Annotated in this window: 8 protein-coding genes; 5 read left to right on the top strand and 3 right to left on the bottom strand. The window is 67.5% G+C overall.

Annotated features, from left to right (window positions below):
• Positions 1 to 171: 171 nt before the first annotated feature.
• From ftsH to BMZ19_RS12700, 4 genes are all read left to right on the top strand, one after another.
• Entirely contained in the window at positions 172 to 1,989 is a 1,818-nt protein-coding gene (gene ftsH, locus BMZ19_RS12715; protein WP_090311447.1) for an ATP-dependent zinc metalloprotease FtsH, read from the top strand.
• Positions 1,990 to 2,098: 109 nt separating this feature from the next.
• Entirely contained in the window at positions 2,099 to 4,390 is a 2,292-nt protein-coding gene (locus BMZ19_RS22665) for a sensor histidine kinase (protein WP_244517193.1), read from the top strand.
• A gap of 4 nt (positions 4,391 to 4,394) precedes the next feature.
• Positions 4,395 to 4,829 carry a response regulator gene (locus BMZ19_RS12705; protein ID WP_090311445.1) on the top strand — a complete coding sequence of 145 codons (435 nt, stop codon included), beginning with the start codon at positions 4,395 to 4,397 and terminating at the stop codon, positions 4,827 to 4,829.
• Positions 4,826 to 6,952 carry a putative bifunctional diguanylate cyclase/phosphodiesterase gene (locus BMZ19_RS12700; RefSeq protein ID WP_342028243.1) on the top strand — a complete coding sequence of 709 codons (2,127 nt, stop codon included), beginning with the start codon at positions 4,826 to 4,828 and terminating at the stop codon, positions 6,950 to 6,952. Before BMZ19_RS12705 ends, BMZ19_RS12700 begins: the two co-directional genes overlap by 4 nt.
• A gap of 88 nt (positions 6,953 to 7,040) precedes the next feature.
• Here BMZ19_RS12700 and BMZ19_RS12695 read toward each other — a convergent pair whose 3' ends face one another.
• The gene (locus BMZ19_RS12695; protein ID WP_090311443.1) at positions 7,041 to 10,709 is read right to left on the bottom strand and encodes a translocation/assembly module TamB domain-containing protein; all 3,669 of its coding nucleotides are present in this window, start codon (positions 10,707 to 10,709) and stop codon (positions 7,041 to 7,043) included.
• On the bottom strand, positions 10,709 to 12,439 hold the full coding sequence (locus BMZ19_RS12690) for an autotransporter assembly complex protein TamA (RefSeq protein WP_090311441.1): 1,731 nt from the start codon (positions 12,437 to 12,439) through the stop codon (positions 10,709 to 10,711). The genes BMZ19_RS12695 and BMZ19_RS12690 overlap by 1 nt, the downstream gene beginning before the upstream one ends.
• A 226-nt stretch (positions 12,440 to 12,665) precedes the next feature.
• On the opposite strand from BMZ19_RS12690, the gene BMZ19_RS12685 reads away from it, so the two are divergent.
• Positions 12,666 to 13,676, top strand: a complete 1,011-nt coding sequence (locus tag BMZ19_RS12685) for a DctP family TRAP transporter solute-binding subunit (RefSeq protein ID WP_090311439.1) — start codon at positions 12,666 to 12,668, stop codon at positions 13,674 to 13,676.
• A gap of 69 nt (positions 13,677 to 13,745) precedes the next feature.
• Here the strand turns inward: BMZ19_RS12685 and BMZ19_RS12680 are convergent, their stop codons facing one another.
• Entirely contained in the window at positions 13,746 to 16,208 is a 2,463-nt protein-coding gene (locus BMZ19_RS12680; protein WP_090311437.1) for a patatin-like protein, read from the bottom strand.
• Between the last annotated feature and the right edge of the window lie 20 nt (positions 16,209 to 16,228).

Below are 16,228 nucleotides of genomic sequence, written 5' to 3'. Positions count from 1 at the left end.
GCACGGAGCGAAAATGCATCGGCGCCCAATACCAATTTCATTATGTTAAATAGCGTAATACGCAGGCAGGCTCTGCCGCTTGGCCTGAGGATGGCGGGCGTCACCTCACGCCCTCCCCGGTGTGCTGGGTCTATCCTGCACAGGCGGGTAACGTGCGAACCGAGGTAGAGCATGGACAAGAAGTTTCAGTGGAACGCCTGGTACTTCCTGCTGGCCTTCAGCCTGCTACTGATGTTTCAGGGCTGGTGGGCCGAGCGCCAGGCGGTCGAACCGATCGCCTACAGCGAATTTCTCAAGCTGCTCAACGAGGGCAAGCTGAGCGAGCTGAGCATCAACAACCAGCAGATCAGCGGCAAACTGCTGGAACCGATCAACAACCGCAGCAGCTTCGTCACCAATCGCGTCGATCCGGCGCTGGCCGAGGAGCTGTCCGCTGCGGGCGCCAAGTTCAGCGCGGTCAGGGAAAACACCGCCCTCTCCAACCTGCTGTCCTGGCTGCTGCCGCTGGTGCTGATCTTCGCCTTCTGGAGCTTCCTGTTCCGCCGTCTGACCGACAAGCAGGGCCTCGGCGGCCTGGTCAGCGTCGGCAAGTCCAAGGCCAAGGTGTACGTGGAGCGCGACACCGGGGTGACCTTCGACGATGTCGCCGGCATCGACGAGGCCAAGGCCGAGCTGGAGGAAATCGTCTCCTTCCTCAAAGACCAGCCCAAGTACAGCCGCCTCGGCGCACGGATTCCCAAGGGCATCCTGCTGGTCGGCCCGCCCGGCACCGGCAAGACCTTGGTGGCCAAAGCGGTGGCCGGCGAGGCCGGCGTGCCATTTTTCTCCATTTCCGGTTCGGAATTCGTCGAGATGTTCGTCGGCGTCGGCGCCGCGCGGGTCCGCGACCTGTTCGAGCAGGCGCGTCAGGCGGCGCCCTGCATCATCTTCATCGACGAGCTGGATGCGCTGGGCAAGATGCGTGGCGTGGGCGCCTTCGGCGGCAACGACGAGAAGGAGCAGACCCTCAACCAACTGCTCGCCGAACTGGACGGCTTCGACCCGCGCGAAGGCGTGGTGCTGCTGGCCGCCACCAACCGCCCGGAAATCCTCGACCCGGCGCTGCTGCGCGCCGGCCGCTTCGACCGCCAGATCGTGGTCGACCGTCCGGACCGCAAGGGACGGGTGGCCATCCTCAAGGTACACATCAAGCGCGTGCAGACCGCCGCCGACGTCGACCTCGACCAGGTCGCCGGCATCACCCCCGGCTTCACCGGCGCCGACCTGGCCAACCTGGTCAACGAGGCGGCCATCCTCGCCACCCGTCGCAGCGCCGACAAGGTGGCCATGGACGACTTCACCCGCGCCGTCGAGCGCATCGTCGCCGGCGCCGAACGCCGCGGTCGCCTGCTGCAGCCCCACGAGCGCGAGGTGGTGGCCTACCACGAGATGGGCCACGCGCTGGTCGCCAGCAGCCTCCCGGGCATGGACCCGGTGCACAAGGTATCGATCATCCCCCGCTCCATCGGTGCGCTCGGCTACACCCTGCAGAGGCCGACCGACGACCGCTTCCTGATCACCTTCAGCGAGCTGAAAAACCGCATGGTGGTGCTGCTCGCCGGCCGTGCTGCCGAGCAGCTGCTGTTCGGCGAGATATCCACCGGCGCCGCCGACGATCTCGCCAAGGTCACCGACATTGCCCGACAGATCGTCACCCGCTTCGGCATGAGCGCCGACCTCGGCCAGGCGGTGCTGGAGCGCCAGGGCAACAGTTTTCTCGGCGACAACGTGATCGCCATGCGCGAGAAGGACTATTCCGAGCAGACCGCGCGGGAAATCGACCTGGCCGTGCGCCAGCTGATCGACAAGGCCTACCGCCGCGCCGGAGAAATTCTCCAGCAACGCCGCGCCGATCTGGACGAAGGCGCCCGACTGCTACTGGAGCGCGAGACCATCACCCCCGACGACTTCCCGCCGCTGCGCCCGACTGCAGCGCCCCCCACAGGCTGACACTCGCCCCATTCCTGCCTGCGCAGGACCGCAAACGCCGGTTGTCACCCATCATCGAAGCAGACATGATCGCTCGCGATAACTACAACGCGGGACAGCATTGCTGCCGATGAAAAATCGTCACCTGATCTTCCAAGCCTACCTGTATACCTTGGCGTTCACCCTCGTGGCGGTTGCCGTCGTCAGCCTGTTCGATCTTCTGGTGCAACCTTCGACTCACTTGCCGACGTCAGGGCTCGGCCGGCAACAGTTGCTGTCCGACGGCAGCCTGCTGGCGATCCTCAGCCTGCTGTTGCTGCCCGGCCTGGGGGCATGGCTGCTCCAGCGCCAGAGCGGCGGGCCGAAACTGCCGCCCTGCGACCGCCGCACTCTGCTGGCGGGCGCGCTCGGTGTGCTGCTGTCGACGCTCGGCTGGTATCTGCTAAACCTGCAGAACATCACTCTCATCTCCGAGCAGAGCCAGCTGCTGCTCAATCGCATCAAGGACTCCGCCGAGGACACGCTCGCTGCCCGCCTGGCGTTGATCCGGCGCATGGCCGAACGCTGGGAGAACATCGGCAGCCTGCCTTCCAACTCGTTCTGGCAGCTGGAGGCCGGCAGTTACCTGCGTGACCTGCCCGATCTAGGCCTGATTGCCATCGTCGACGCGAACCTGGAGGTGCGCCGCAACGAGCTGCGCCTGCCCGCTGCCCGCCTCTGGCTCGAGGAGTTTCTCGCCGACCCACAGCGCCGGGCCTGGCTGCACGACGTGCGCAGCGGGCGCACCACCCGGCTGAGCCCCGCGCTGGCGCGTTCCGGCAATCCGCCTCAAGCGCTGATCGCCGTGCCTCTCAGCCTGCCGGGCGCCGAAGGCTGGCTGCTGGTCGCCAGCCTGGCCGTGAATGACACACTGCACCGTGTTCTGGGCGACCACCTCGGCGAGTTCGTCTTCGATGTCCACGAGGGCGATCTGTTGCTGTACACCTCGCTCGACAATGACTCGCCAGGCGACATCATCCCGATTGGCTTGCAGCCGCTAGGCCTGCCGCAAACGTCCGCCTGGACCCTGCGCACCCACCTCGACCGTCACCACATCTACGCCTCGGGCCAGTACCTGGCGCTGCTCGTCTTGCTCTGCGGCCTGGCACTGAGCTTTTTCCTGATGGTCGGTCTGCGCCTGGCCTGGCGCGCCCAGCAACAGGCGCAGCGCCTGCAGGAGCAGCAGCAGTACGACGCCGCACAGCGGCGGATCATGGGGATGATCTCGACCATGCAGCCTCTGGAGCAGATCCTGCGCGAACTCTGCCTGCTCATTGAGCAACGCAACCCCCAGGTGATCTGCTCGGTGCTGCTGGTCGACGACAGCCGTCAGCGCCTGACCATCGGTGCCGCGCCCAGACTGGGCGAGCGTTACAACCAGGCCGTGGAGGGCCTGCGCATCGGCGAGGGCATGGGTGCCTGCGGCAGTGCCGCCTTCCTGCGCCAACCGGTGCTGGTCGCCGACATTGCCAACGATCCGCGCTGGCAGGGCATGCACCAACTGGCCGCCGAAGAAGGGCTGCACGCCTGCTGGTCCACTCCCCTGCTGGCTGGCGACGGCAGCCTGCTCGGCACCTTCGCCATCTACCAGCGCGGCCCGCTGCGGGTGGATAACACACTGGAGGAGCTGGTGGCGACCGCCAGCCAACTGGCAGCCATTGCCATCGAACACCGGAACATCCTCGCCGAGCTGGAGCGCAGCAATCGCGAGCTGCAGGAGTTCGCCTTCGTCGCCTCCCACGACCTGCAGGAGCCGCTGCGCAAGATCCAGACCTTTGCCGAGCGCCTGCAGACCCGTGCCGACACCCTCGACGAGCAAGGCCGCGACTACCTGACGCGCATGAGTTCGGCCGCCACCCGCATGCAGGCGCTGATCCGCGACCTGCTGGCCTACTCGCGGGTTGCCACGCGTCGTGAGCCGTTCATCCGCCTCGAGCTGGACCGGGTGCTCGACGAGGTGTTGCAAGACCTGGAGGGCACCGTGGAGAGCAGCAGCGCGCAGATCGAGCGCGAGCCACTGCCGACCATCGACGGCGACCCGTCGCAAATCCGCCAGTTGCTGCAGAACCTGCTGAGCAACGCGATCAAGTTCCATAAGCCGGGTCAATTGCCAAACATCCGCATCTATGCTGAAAATCAGCCGACTGGCGAATGGAGCCTGTGCGTCAGCGACAACGGCGTGGGGTTCGACGAGAAATACCTCGACCGCATCTTCAATCCGTTCCAGCGCCTGCACAGTCGTCAGGAGTACCCCGGCACGGGCATCGGCCTGGCGATCGTCAAGAAGATCGCCGAGCGTCACTTCGCCCGCTTGAGCGCCAGCAGCCAGCCGGGCGGGGGTGCCCTGTTTCGCCTCACCTTTCCCGCGTCAGACAAGGAGTGAAGTCATGTCGCGCTGCCTGCCAGTCACCATCCTGATTGCCGAGGACGACCCCGATGACCGCCTGCTCACCCGCGAGGCGTTCAGCGAAAGCCGGCCAGCCAACCGGGTGGACTTCGTCCATGATGGCGAAGAGCTGTTGGACTACCTGAACCATCGCCCGCCCTACGACGACTCGCAGCGCTACCCGCGACCGGGCCTGATCCTCCTCGATCTGAACATGCCACGCATGGATGGCCGGGAAGCCCTGCGCGCGCTCAAGGCCGAACCGCGGCTGCGCGACATCCCGGTGGTCATGCTCAGCACCTCCTGCGACGAGGAGGATATCCGCCGCAGCTACGCGGACGGGGTAAACTCCTTCATAAGCAAGCCGGCCAGTTTCAACGGCTTGCTGGACGTGGTCCGCAGCCTCGGCGACTACTGCCTGGAAACCATCGAATGACCATCGGAGCCGCCCCGTTCATGAGCCTGCCCGAGCACCCACTGCGCCTGTTGCTGATCGAGGATGACGAGGACGACTTCCTGATCATCCGCGATCTGCTGCGCGAGGCCGGCAACCTGCACTACGTGCTGGACTGGGTGGACAGCTTCGAACGCGGCCTCAACGCCATCGACAGCGATGCCCACGACCTGTACCTGATCGACTACCGGCTGGGCGCCGACTCCGGCCTGGAGCTGGTGCGCCATGCCAGCGCCCGCGGCATCCAGCATCCGTTGATCCTCCTCACCGGCCAGGACGACAGCGATCTCGACGCCCGCGCCCTCGACCTGGGTGCCTCGGACTATCTGGTCAAGGGCCAGTTCGACGGTCGCCTGCTCGGACGCAGCATTCGCTACGCCCTGGAGCGCGCCAGCGCGCACGAACGGCTGAACCACAGCAACACCCGCACCACCCTGCTGCAACGCTGCCTGGAAGCCAGCTACAACGGCGTGCTGATCGTCGATGCACGCATTGCGGATCAGCCGATCATCTACGCCAACCAGGCCTTCGAGCGCATCACCGGCTTTCGCAAGGAAGAAGTACTCGGCCGCAACTGCCGCTTCCTCCAGGGCAGCCAGACCAACCAGCCGGGCATCGCCGAAATCCGTCGCTGTCTGGCCGAACAGCGCGAGGCCCATGTGGTGCTGCGCAACTTCCGCAAGGATGGCAGCGCCTTCTGGAACGACCTGTACATCGCTCCGGTGCCGGACGAGCGCGGCGTGGTCACCCACTACATCGGCGTGCAGAACGACATTTCCGAGCGCAAGCGCTTCGAGTCCGAACTGGCCTACAACGCTAGCCACGACGTGCTCACCGGCCTGCCCAATCGATCGCTGCTGGAAGACCGCCTGCTGCAGGGCTGCCAGATCGCCCGGCGCTATTCGCGGGAACTGGCGGTGATGCTGATCGACCTCGACGGCTTCAAGCCGATCAACGACACCCTGGGCCACGCGATCGGCGACAAGGTGCTGGTGGAGGTCGCCCAGCGCATGGGCGCGCAGATCCGCCCTGGCGACACCCTCGCCCGCCTCGGCGGCGACGAGTTCGTCGTGCTGCTGCCCGACCTGGCCCATGGCGAGGACGTGCTGCTGGTGGCCGAGCGGCTGATCCGCAGCATCGCCCGCCCCTACCATTTCAACGAACTGGAACTGCACGTCACCGCCAGCATCGGCATCACCCTCAGCGACGGCGACATCGAGCAGCCGATGAAGCTGATCCAGGAAGCCGACCTGGCCATGTACCAGGCCAAGCAGCACGGCCGCAACAACTACCAGTGGTACACCGAGCACCTCAACCAGGAAGTCAGCGAGCGCATGACCCTGCGCAACGAGCTGCAGAAAGCCATCGAGACCATGAGCTTCGAGCTGCACTACCAGCCGCAGATCGATGCGCGCAGCGGACGGGTGATCGGCAGCGAAGCGCTGCTGCGCTGGCCGCATGCCGAGCGCGGCATGATCTCGCCCATGCAGTTCATTCCGGTCGCCGAGGACACCGGGCAGATCATCCAGATCAGCCAGTGGGTACTGGATACGGCCTGTCGCCACAATCGCCAACTGCTCGACAAGGGCCTGGCCCACGGCGCGGTTTCGGTGAACATCTCGGCCGTGCACTTCCTGCGCAGCAACTTCGTCGACACCGTGCGCCGCGCCCTGGACAACAGCGGCCTGCCGGCGCACCTGCTGGAGCTGGAGATCACCGAAAGCGTGCTGCTGAAGAATACCGAGCGGGCGATCGAGCTGCTCCACGAACTCAAGGGCCTGGGCGTCGGCCTGGCGCTGGACGACTTCGGCACCGGCTACTCCAGTCTCAGCTACCTGAAGGACCTGCCCATCGACAAGGTGAAGGTCGACCGCTCCTTCGTCCACGAACTGATCAGCGACCGCCGCGACGCCGCCATCACCCAGGGCATCATCTCCATGGCCCACCACCTCGACCTCATGGTGGTGGCCGAAGGCGTGGAGACCGCCGAACAGGCGGCCTTCCTCAGCCGCAACCAGTGCGACGCCTTCCAGGGCTACCTCTACGCCAAGGCCATGCCGTTTGCCGAACTGGAGCGCTACCTGCAACAGGGGCAGGTAGCCTAGAGCAACGCTGAACGTCGCTCCCCGCAGGCGGGAGTCCAACTGCTACGGGCCTGGTGGATTCCCACCTGCGCGGGAATGACGGTTTGCTCTAGTAATCCCGCTTGTAGAACAGGTCCAGCGAGCTGGCCAGGCCGCTGGCCGCTTCCAGGTAGAGTTTCTTGGTCAGGTCATAGCGCAGGGCGAAGACGTTGCCCTGCTCGAACACGCCGACGCCGTAGCGCAGGCTGAGCCTCTCCGAGAGGTAGCCGCTGGCCGCCACGCTGCTGGAGTCGCCGGAGCCTTCGCTTTCCAGCATGAAGTCCTTGATCCCGAGACGCTCGGCAATGGCGCCGCCCACTGGCGTGCCGCCGGCCAGGCCCAGGGCCAGCGCGGCCTGGCTGAGCATGTCGCTGTCGCCGCTGCTGCCGGGGGCACGACCGAGCACCAGGTAGGACAGCGCCTGCTCCTGGCCCATCGCCGGTTCGGAGAACACCTCGCTGACCGGCGCATCGGCCCGGCCGCTGATGCGCAGGCCGGCGGTGACGTCGTCGACCTTGCGGATCGCCTCGATGTCCAGCAGCGGCTGATCGATGGGGCCGGCGAAGATCAGCCGCGCGCGGCGCAGGGTCAGGCGCTGGCCATAGGCGCGGTAGCGGCCGTTCTCCAGGTCGAGGCTGCCGCGGCTGTCGAGGTTGTCGCGGATACGCAGGTTGCCCTTGATGTCGGCAGTCAGGCCGAAGCCGGAAAAGCGCAGGCGATCCTCACCGAGGGCCAGACGCAGGTCGATCTTCAGCCCGGGGGCGGCCGCCGCGGCCGGCTGCTGGCCGACGATCTGCGCATCCTCGGAAACCCTGACCGTCTCTGGCGGCAGATCGCGCACGGTGATCTGTCCGCGCGGCACCGCCACCTGCCCACCGAGGGTGAACTGGTTGTCACGCAGGCTGAGCTGCAGGTCGGGGTCGGCCTCGAGGGTGCCGTAGGGGTCGATCACGGCCGGCAGGCGGCTGCCGCGGATCTGCAGGTCCATAAGTGGCGTACCGGCCCAGTTCATGCTGCCGGCCAGACTGCCCTGCCCCTGCGCGCCGCTGCGCCAGCGGCCATCGAGCTGCGCCTGCTGGCCATTGATGTTCAGGGCCAGCTGCAATTGCTCGAAGGTGAGCGGCAGTTCGCCGCCGCTGAGATGCCCGTCGCGCAGCTGCACGCGACCGTTGACCACCGGCGCCAGCAGGCTGCCGGACAGCCGGCCACTGCCGTCGATGCGGCCCTCGATACGCTCGACCTGGCGGGCAAAGGGCCGCGCCAGGGCCAGGTCCAGACCGTCGAAGCGGAAGCTGCCGGACAGCGGCTTGTCCTGCGGGCGCGGGTCGATACGCGCGTCCAGCTCCAGCGCGCCCAGCGTCGGACCGGCCAGACGCAGCTGGCTGTCGATCTGTTGCGGGCGCAGTTGGCTGGTGAACAGCAACCGCTGGTAGGGAATCTCCAGCCACTCGCCGCGCTCGCGGATGCGCAGCTGGCCGCTGCCGGCGTCCAGGCGGACCTCGCCGTTGGGCCCGCTGGCCGGCAGGTCGAGGCGCACATCGCCATTCACCCGACCGACCAGCGCCGTGCCGCGTGGCAGGCTGCGGCGCAGGCGCGCCAGATCGAAGTCGCGCAGGCGCAGGCGCAGTTGCGGCTCGGGCAGCAGGCGCTGGCTGTCGGCGCACAGGCTGGCTTCTTCCGACTGCCAGCAATGGGCGCCCAAGGTGATGCGTCCGGCGGCGGTGCGCTCCAGGCTGGCCGGGCGCTGCAGCTGCCAGTCGAAACCGGCGGCACTGGCGGCACCGCGGTTCAGGCGGCCGCGCCAGTCCTGCTTGCGGTCGAGGCCGCCGCCCAGGGCCAGCGTCAGGCGCAGCGGCTCGCCGTCGAGGTTCAGCTCGACGCTGTGCTGCTGCAGACTGCCGCTGCCCTTGAGGGTGAGCTGGCCGAAGTCGCTGTCGCCGCTGCGCAGGCCACGGGCGTCCAGTTGCACGCTGGCGCGCTGGCGGGCATCGAGACGGGCGTCGAGCGCCAGCTCGCTCACACGCTGCTCCGCATAGCCCAGCCCCTTGCCCTGCACAGCGAGGCTGCCCTGCGGCGCCGCCGGGGTGCCGGCGAGCTTGAGTTCGCCGGTGGCCTGTCCGCGCAGGTCGGGCCACAGCTGGTCGAGGCGCGCCAGCGCCAGCTTGAACTGGCCGTCCAGACGCTCGTTCCAGCCGCCCTGGCCGTCGATGCGGTTGTCGCCCAGGCGCAGGGCCAGTTCGGGTAGCTGCCAGTGCGCCCCCTCGCCCTGCAGCCGGCCCTTGAATGCCAGCGGTTGCTGGCGCAGCTCGCCGTCCAGCGCCCAGTCGGCCTGCAGCTGCAGCCGGCCGTCGCGCAGCTCGCCATTGCTGGCCAGCGCGCCGCCGATGCGCCCAGGCAGCTCCTTGAGCCAGTAGGCCGGATCGAGATCGGCCAGCTGCAGGTGGGTCTGCCAGCTCAGCGCCTCGGCGAAGCCCAGCGACAGCTCGCCCTCCGCCCGGCCCTTGCCGGCCTCCAGGCGCAGTTCGGCCAGCTGCAGTTGGCCGCTGTCGCCCTGCAGCGGGCTGGTCAGGCGCAGCGGCCCGGCCGGGCTGAGCAGACGAATGTCGAAGTCGCCCTGGTAGCGGCTGTCGGCATAGTTCAGCGCGGCCTGCAACTGCTGCAGTTGCAACTCCACGTCGGGCAGCGGATACAGCTGCTGCCAGGCGAAGGCGCCACCCTTGAGGTTCAGGTCGGCGGCGAAGGCCGCACGCCAGTCGAGTCTGCCGGCAAGCTGCAGGGTTTCGCCGGCGGCGTCCTGCAGCTGCAGTTGCTCTACTTGCGCTCCACCGGCATCGACTCTGCCGCGCAGCGCCACGCCCACCGGCTGCTCCATCCCGGCCAGGGTGGCGGTGCCGCTCACCTCATAACCCTCGCTCAAGGTGCCGCTGGCGTTCAGGCCGAGACTGGTGAAGCGCAGGCTCGGCGGCAGGCTGGCCAACGCCTGGAAGTCGCGGGTCGTCAGTTGCAGTTCCAGCGGCAGCCCTTCGGCCAGCGGCTGCAACCAGCCACGCAGTTCGCCGTCGAGATAGCCCTGGCTGTGGGCGACCAGCTCCAGCCGCTGCAGCAGGCGGCCATCCAGCTGTAGATCCAGCTGCCAGGCGCGCTCGTCCACCGGCGGCAGTTGCAGGATGGCGCGGGCGTGCAGCGGCCAGTCGCCATGGGGCTGCAGGCTCAGCTCGCTGATGGTGAGGCGCAGATCCGGGCGTTGCAGGTCCACAGCGGTCAGCTGCAGCCCCTGGCGATCCAGGCGGGCGGCCAGCACCAGGTCGCGCAGCTGCTCGACGCCATTGACCTCCAGGCTGCCCAGTTGCAGGCGACCGATATCAAGCCCCAGAGGCAGGCGGATGTCCGGCAGGCTCAGCGGTTCGCTGACCGCCTGCTCGGGCGATGGCGGCAGATCGATCTGCAGACGGGCGGCGGCGAGTTCATCCAGGCACAACAGGCGCTCGCGCAGACAACCGAGACGGTTGGTCACCCTGAGCGACTCCAGCGCCATGCGCGTCTCGCCGGACTGCCAGCGCAGCGCAGCGGCGCTCCAGTCGCCAAGCAGTCGACCGCGGAAGTCCTCCACCGCCAGTCCCGGCACGCGGCCGAGCAGCCAGCGGCTGCCGGTTTCGGTCGCCGGCAGGCTGAGGGTGGCCGCCAGCGCCAGCAGCAGGAGCAGCCCGGCAATACCGAACCAGCGCAGTAATCTGCCCATCACAGCTCCGGTCCCATGGAGAAGTGGATGCGAAAGCCCGAGCCCTCGTCCTCGTCCAGGGCGTGGGCCAGGTCGAGGCGCAGCGGGCCGACCGGCGAGACCCAGCGCACGCCGATGCCGACGCCGGTCATCAGCGGATCGCTGAGGCCGTCGATGGCGTTGCCGTGATCGACGAAGGTGGCCAGGCGCCAGCGGTCACGCAGCGGGTACTGGTACTCCAGGCTGCCGACCACCAGGTAGCGGCCACCGACGCGCTCGCCCTCGCTGTCGCGCGGCGACAGGGTCTGGTAGTCGTAGCCGCGCACGCTCTGGTCGCCACCGGCGAAGAAACGCAGCGAAGGGGGAATGGCTTCGAAGTCGTTGGTAGCGATGCCGCCCAACTGCACGCGACCCAGCAGGCGATGCCCCCCGGCGAAGCTGGTCAACCCCTTGGCCAGCAGATCGAGGTGCAGCAGGTCGGTATCCGACAACAAACTGCGACTGGCACCGGTCAGGTCCGCCTGCAGGCGCCAGCCTCTGCTGGGATCGATCTTGTGGTCGCTGACCGTGCGACTTAAGCCGATCCCCGGCAGCAGCAGGGTACTGCGCCCCTCGTCCTCGCCAGTCTCGTAGCGCTCCTGCTCCCAGCGCAGCGAGACGATGCGTTGCCACTCGTTCTCCGGCAGGTGCTGCCACTGGGCGCCGATGGTCAGCCGCTCGCTCTCGGTGTCGACCAGATCCTCCATCTGATAGCCGGTGGTGAAGCGCAGGCTCTCGGTCAGCGGCGGATCGAGGGGGATCTCGTACCAGGTGCTGATACTCTGCCGCGGGCTGGAGAACTCGAAGTCGGAACCCAGGCGATGGCCTTGCTCGCCGCGCCAATGCCGCCGCCAGGTGCCGCGCAGGCGCGGCCCCACGTCGGTGGAGTAGCCGGCACCGGCCGCCAGGGTGCGCGGCTTGCGCGTATGCAGGCGTACCTGCACCGGGATGGTATGCCCCTCGGCATGCTCGGGCACCGCGTCCACCCGCACGTCCTCGAAGTAGTTGCTGGAGACCAGCGCGCGGTTCAGCTCGCCGATCAGGTCGGAGTCGTAGGCTTCGCCGGCCTTGAACGGCACCATGCGCGCCAGCAGCTCGTCGTCGAACGGCGTCTCGCCCTCGAAGTGCACCTCGCCCAGGTGGTAGCGCTGGCCACTCTCATAGACCAGGCGGATGTCGGCCACCCCGGCCTGGGGATCGACCAGCAGGCTCTGCTCGACGAAGCGGCCGTCGAAGAAGCCGAAGCGCAACGCCCGGTTGCGAATCAGCCGCTTGGCATCCTCGTAGGCGCCGTGATCGAGCACCGCGCCCGGGGCCAGCTTGGCGCTGTGCTGCACGTTGAAGCTGGGCAGCGCAGCCGCCTCGCCCTCCACACGGATCTCCACCGTGCGCAGGCGCACCGCCTCGCCCTGCTCGATGTGCAGGCGCAGCACGGCCTGGTCGCCCTCCCCCAGCACCTCGCTGCGAATCTGTGGCCGGTAGTAGCCAAGCGCCTGCAACGCCTTGGCCGCCTCGCGCTCGGCGTGGCGGGAGAAGCGCTGCAGCCTGGCGGCATCGCGCTTGCCGAGATCGCCGATATGCGCTTCGACGTTCTCGCGCAGCGCCTTGCTCTTGGGCGACAACAACACCTCCAGCTCGGCCGCGGCGGCACTGGTAGTGGCGGCCAGCAGGGCGAGCAGCGCGGCGGGGGCGGAAAGGAAAATGCTTTTCATGCTCCGGATGCTAGCACGACCGCCGGAGATTACCGGAGGCTTGTCCGGCGCAGCATGACGGCGGATTTCCGCCCAAAACAGGACCAATCAAGGCGAAATCCCGCCACTGCAATGCCAACTCCATCACCCTTTTCCGTCCGCCAGTACCGATCCGGCCCGGTGGCACAGCTATTGCCCTCTCGGCTGGCCCCTCACGGGCCGAGAAAACAGAAAAAAAGGGAACCCCATGCTGAAAACACTGCTTGCCGCCTGCCTCGCCGCCGGCTTGACCCTGCCCGGCGCCGTCGCCCAGGCGGCCAAGGCCGACGAGCCGATTGTGATCCGCTTCGCCCATGTGGTGACGGACGACACGCCCAAGGGCCAGGGCGCCCTCTTGCTGCAGAAACTGGTCGCGGAACGCCTGGGCGACCGGGTGAAGGTCGAGGTGCACGCCAACTCCAGCCTGGTCGGCGATGCCGAGGAGCTGGCCGCCCTGCAGCGCGGCGACGTCCATCTGCTCGCGCCCTCGCTGGCCAAGTTCGAACAGTACACCCCCAAGCTCAAGGTGTTCGACCTGCCGTTCCTGTTCGACGACCTGGCGGCGGTCGACCGCTTCCAGCAACGCCCGACCGGCCGCGACCTGCTGCTGTCGATGAGCCAGCACGGCATCATCGGTCTGGCCTACTGGCACAACGGCATGAAGCAGCTGTCCGCCAACCGTCCCCTGCAGCAGCCGGCGGACGCCCGCGAGCTGAGTTTCCGCATCCAGTCGTCCAAGGTGCTCGAGGCGCAGTTCGCCGCGGTCGGCGCCAGGAGCGTCAAGCTGCCGTTCGCCGAGGTGCGCAGCGCCCTGCAGGGCGGCAAGGTGCAGGGCGCGGAAAATCCCTGGTCGAACCTCTACAGCCAGCAGCTGTACCAGGTGCAGCCCTACATCAGCGAGACCAACCACGGGGTGCTGGACTACATGCTGGTGAGCAATGCGCGCTTCTGGTACGGCATTCCCCATGAGATCCGCAGCGAGCTGGAAGCGATCATCGACGAGGTGACCTACGCGGTGAACCAGCAGGCGGCACGCCTCAACGCCGCCGACCGCGAGCGCATCGCCGCTTCCGGCAAGAGCCGGATCATCGCCCTCAGCGACGCGGAGCGCGCCGCCTGGCGCGAGGCCATGCAACCGGTGTGGCAACAGTTCGAGGGCGAAATCGGCGCCACCGTGCTGCGCGCCGCCAAGGCCGCCAACCGTTCGGCGCAGAACTGAGGCGACAAGCTTGCTCGCCGTTCACCCTTAGCTGCGCCGGGTGAATGGCGATTCGACCGGGCCCGCAGGCTACAGCCGGCTGACCGCCTCGCCGAGCCGGGCGATCAGCTCCGGGACCAGTTCCAGACGCTGCCCCTCCTCCTCCAGCACCCGCTCGAAGGCCCGTTTCTTCAGCGCATCGACCGCCAGGCCCGCGCGCAGATTGGCCGGCACGGTGCTGAGCAGGATGTCGAACAGGCGGTCCACCGCGTGCAGGCGCCCCCACAGGTAGTCATTCTCGCGCACCCCGCGGCCTAGGAAGCCGCCAAAGCCGGCGAAGGAGCTGCCGAGCAGCACCGGCTTGCCCTCGTCGAGGACGATGCTGCTGGCGTCCTCCGGGCTGATGCGATCCACCAGGATCTCCTCGATGGGGCCCGCTTCCAGCGACAGCGCACTGGCCGTCGGGCGCAGGATGATGTCCCAGAAGAAATAGCCCAGGTAGCCGGTGAGGATGGCGATGCGACTCTCTTCGCGCAGGTTCTGCATCAGCGGCGACGCCAGCACGGCGTCGACATTGTCGACCGTACGCGCCAGGTCGCACTCCTGGGCCAGGCGCTCGACCAGCCGGGACACTTCCGCACAGGCCTCGGGATCGGCCTCCAGACGCTCTGCGGTGAGCGCAGGGGCTTCATCATCTTCCAGAAACAGTTCCCGGCAGGCGCTCACGGCATGACGACTGAGGAAGTCGAGGTCGTCGTAGACCGCCAGTTCGGCGATGCACTTGTGGATCTTGAGCTTCAGCAGGTCGAGGTCCTCGGACTCAACGACACTCCCGCTGCCAAGGTCGGGATAGCGGTCGTTGATTTCGTGCAGGACGAAATTCAACCGGCGCTTTTTGTAGATCAGGCCGAAGTCGAGGATCATCCGGGCGAACAACGGCAGATCGAGATTGCTGTAGAGATGCTCCGGCATCTTGTAGGCCTCGGCGATGATGCCCTGCCGGCGAGCCCAGGCCTCGATCACTTCCTGCACCCGCCGCGCCTGCGGCGAATCGGCGGTGTACTGGCACGCTGCGGCGATGATCCGCACCACGAAGTCCAGCGCCTCGAAAATCAGCGCGCGCATCCAGGCGTCGTAGACGATGGCCGTGCCGGACAGCAGGGTGATCGACAGCAGCCGCCAGTGGCGCAGGTCGTCGATGCTGTAGCCGCCCTTGAGCTTGCCGGCCGTTTCTTCCTCGATGAGCCGGGCGATCTGCGGCCGGGCATGCTCGATGGCCACCTTCAAGCGCCGAGCCTGCACGTTGTAGCGGCTGATTACCGCCAGTTCGTTGTACACCGGATCCTGGCGCGGCAGGTCGCTGAGGGCGCCGCGCAGGGTGGCGAAAAACCCGGGAACCCCCGTTCCCGGCTGCCGTCGGGTACCTTTCGGATGGGGGTCGATGTACACCAGGCGACGATCCACCTCGCGCAGCGAGCCGTGGGTGTGGATGGCCTCCACGCAGGCCGCGATCGGTTTGTTGTCGAGCACACTGCCATCCACCAGCACCGCCTCATCGGGGTTCTCTCCGCGTTCCAGATAGTCGTGGAAGTTGCGCGCCACGAAGCGCGAGCGCGCCGGCCAGGGTGTGTGGCGCGCGGCGAGCAAGTCGTCGAGTTCGCGCAACTGGGCGGGCGGGAACGCCCCCGGGTAGGATGCCGAGGCCCGTCCGGCGAAGACCAGCGAGGGAAAGCTGTCGGCGTCGAAATCGCTGAGCAGGTGCCCGGTCTTGCGGTGCTCCAGGCCGAAGCACAGCAGATGGCGATGCTCGCGCTCGTAGGCCACCGGCGGGTCATGGATGAAGATCGGCCGCTCGAGGCCACGAAAGTCGGTCACGGTCACCACCAAGTCGAGTCGCTCGCCCTTGGGCAGCAGCGACTCCGCCCCGGGCAGGGTGGCGCTGTGCATCGCGCTCAGGCCATCGAGGATCAGCGTACTCAAGCGCCGGCCATCCAGCGGCGGCTTGAACCAGCGCGAGCGCAGGAACACCGAGATGCGCTTGCCCATCTCGGCATCGGCCTGCCCCGGCAGCAGACCCTCGCGGCCGAGGCGGGAGAGCAAGGGGCGCAGCAGCGGCCAGAAATACCACTTGCTCCACATCCGCGCCTTGGCCTCCGGGGCCAGCAGGTTGAGCATGTCGGCCTCCTCCAGCCACATGCTGGTGATCGGCATCAGCGAGCGATCATGGGCCAGGGCGGCGGACAGGGTGATGCCGTTGATCCCGCCGGCCGAGGAGCCGGCGATCACGTCGACGATCACCCGCAGGGCAATGTCCTTGCCCAGCGCCTGAAGGAATTCGTGGTAGATGTCGCCGGTAGAGCGCTCCGGCTCGTCGGGATAGTGCTGGTGGAAGCTGCGTCCCGCCCCGGCCTCGTCCTCGCCGGAGCGGCCGGCGTGGTAGATCTTCGAGGCGCGCACCAGGTTGAGGATTTCCCGGTTGATGCCGTGCTGGTAGACCGCGAGCGACACCCCGCCGAAGAAGACAAGCGCCAGCCGGAGTTCTTTCTCTTTCATGGTCAGTCCGCCGCGGGCAG

The sequence above is a fragment of the Pseudomonas linyingensis genome, assembly GCF_900109175.1.
Lineage (GTDB): Bacteria > Pseudomonadota > Gammaproteobacteria > Pseudomonadales > Pseudomonadaceae > Geopseudomonas > Geopseudomonas linyingensis.
This window is presented reverse-complemented; position numbering and strand designations above follow the sequence as displayed.

What these genes read in the sequence shown, in the direction of transcription:
- BMZ19_RS12690 (WP_090311441.1), bottom strand. Translation starts at nt 12,439, where the DNA reads ATGAAAAGCATTTTCCTTTCCGCCCCCGCCGCGCTGCTCGCCCTGCTG.
- BMZ19_RS12695 (WP_090311443.1), bottom strand. Translation starts at nt 10,709, where the DNA reads ATGGGCAGATTACTGCGCTGGTTCGGTATTGCCGGGCTGCTCCTGCTG.
- BMZ19_RS12680 (WP_090311437.1), bottom strand. Translation starts at nt 16,208, where the DNA reads ATGAAAGAGAAAGAACTCCGGCTGGCGCTTGTCTTCTTCGGCGGGGTG.
- BMZ19_RS12700 (WP_342028243.1), top strand. Translation starts at nt 4,826, where the DNA reads ATGACCATCGGAGCCGCCCCGTTCATGAGCCTGCCCGAGCACCCACTG.
- BMZ19_RS12705 (WP_090311445.1), top strand. Translation starts at nt 4,395, where the DNA reads ATGTCGCGCTGCCTGCCAGTCACCATCCTGATTGCCGAGGACGACCCC.
- ftsH (WP_090311447.1), top strand. Translation starts at nt 172, where the DNA reads ATGGACAAGAAGTTTCAGTGGAACGCCTGGTACTTCCTGCTGGCCTTC.
- BMZ19_RS12685 (WP_090311439.1), top strand. Translation starts at nt 12,666, where the DNA reads ATGCTGAAAACACTGCTTGCCGCCTGCCTCGCCGCCGGCTTGACCCTG.
- BMZ19_RS22665 (WP_244517193.1), top strand. Translation starts at nt 2,099, where the DNA reads ATGAAAAATCGTCACCTGATCTTCCAAGCCTACCTGTATACCTTGGCG.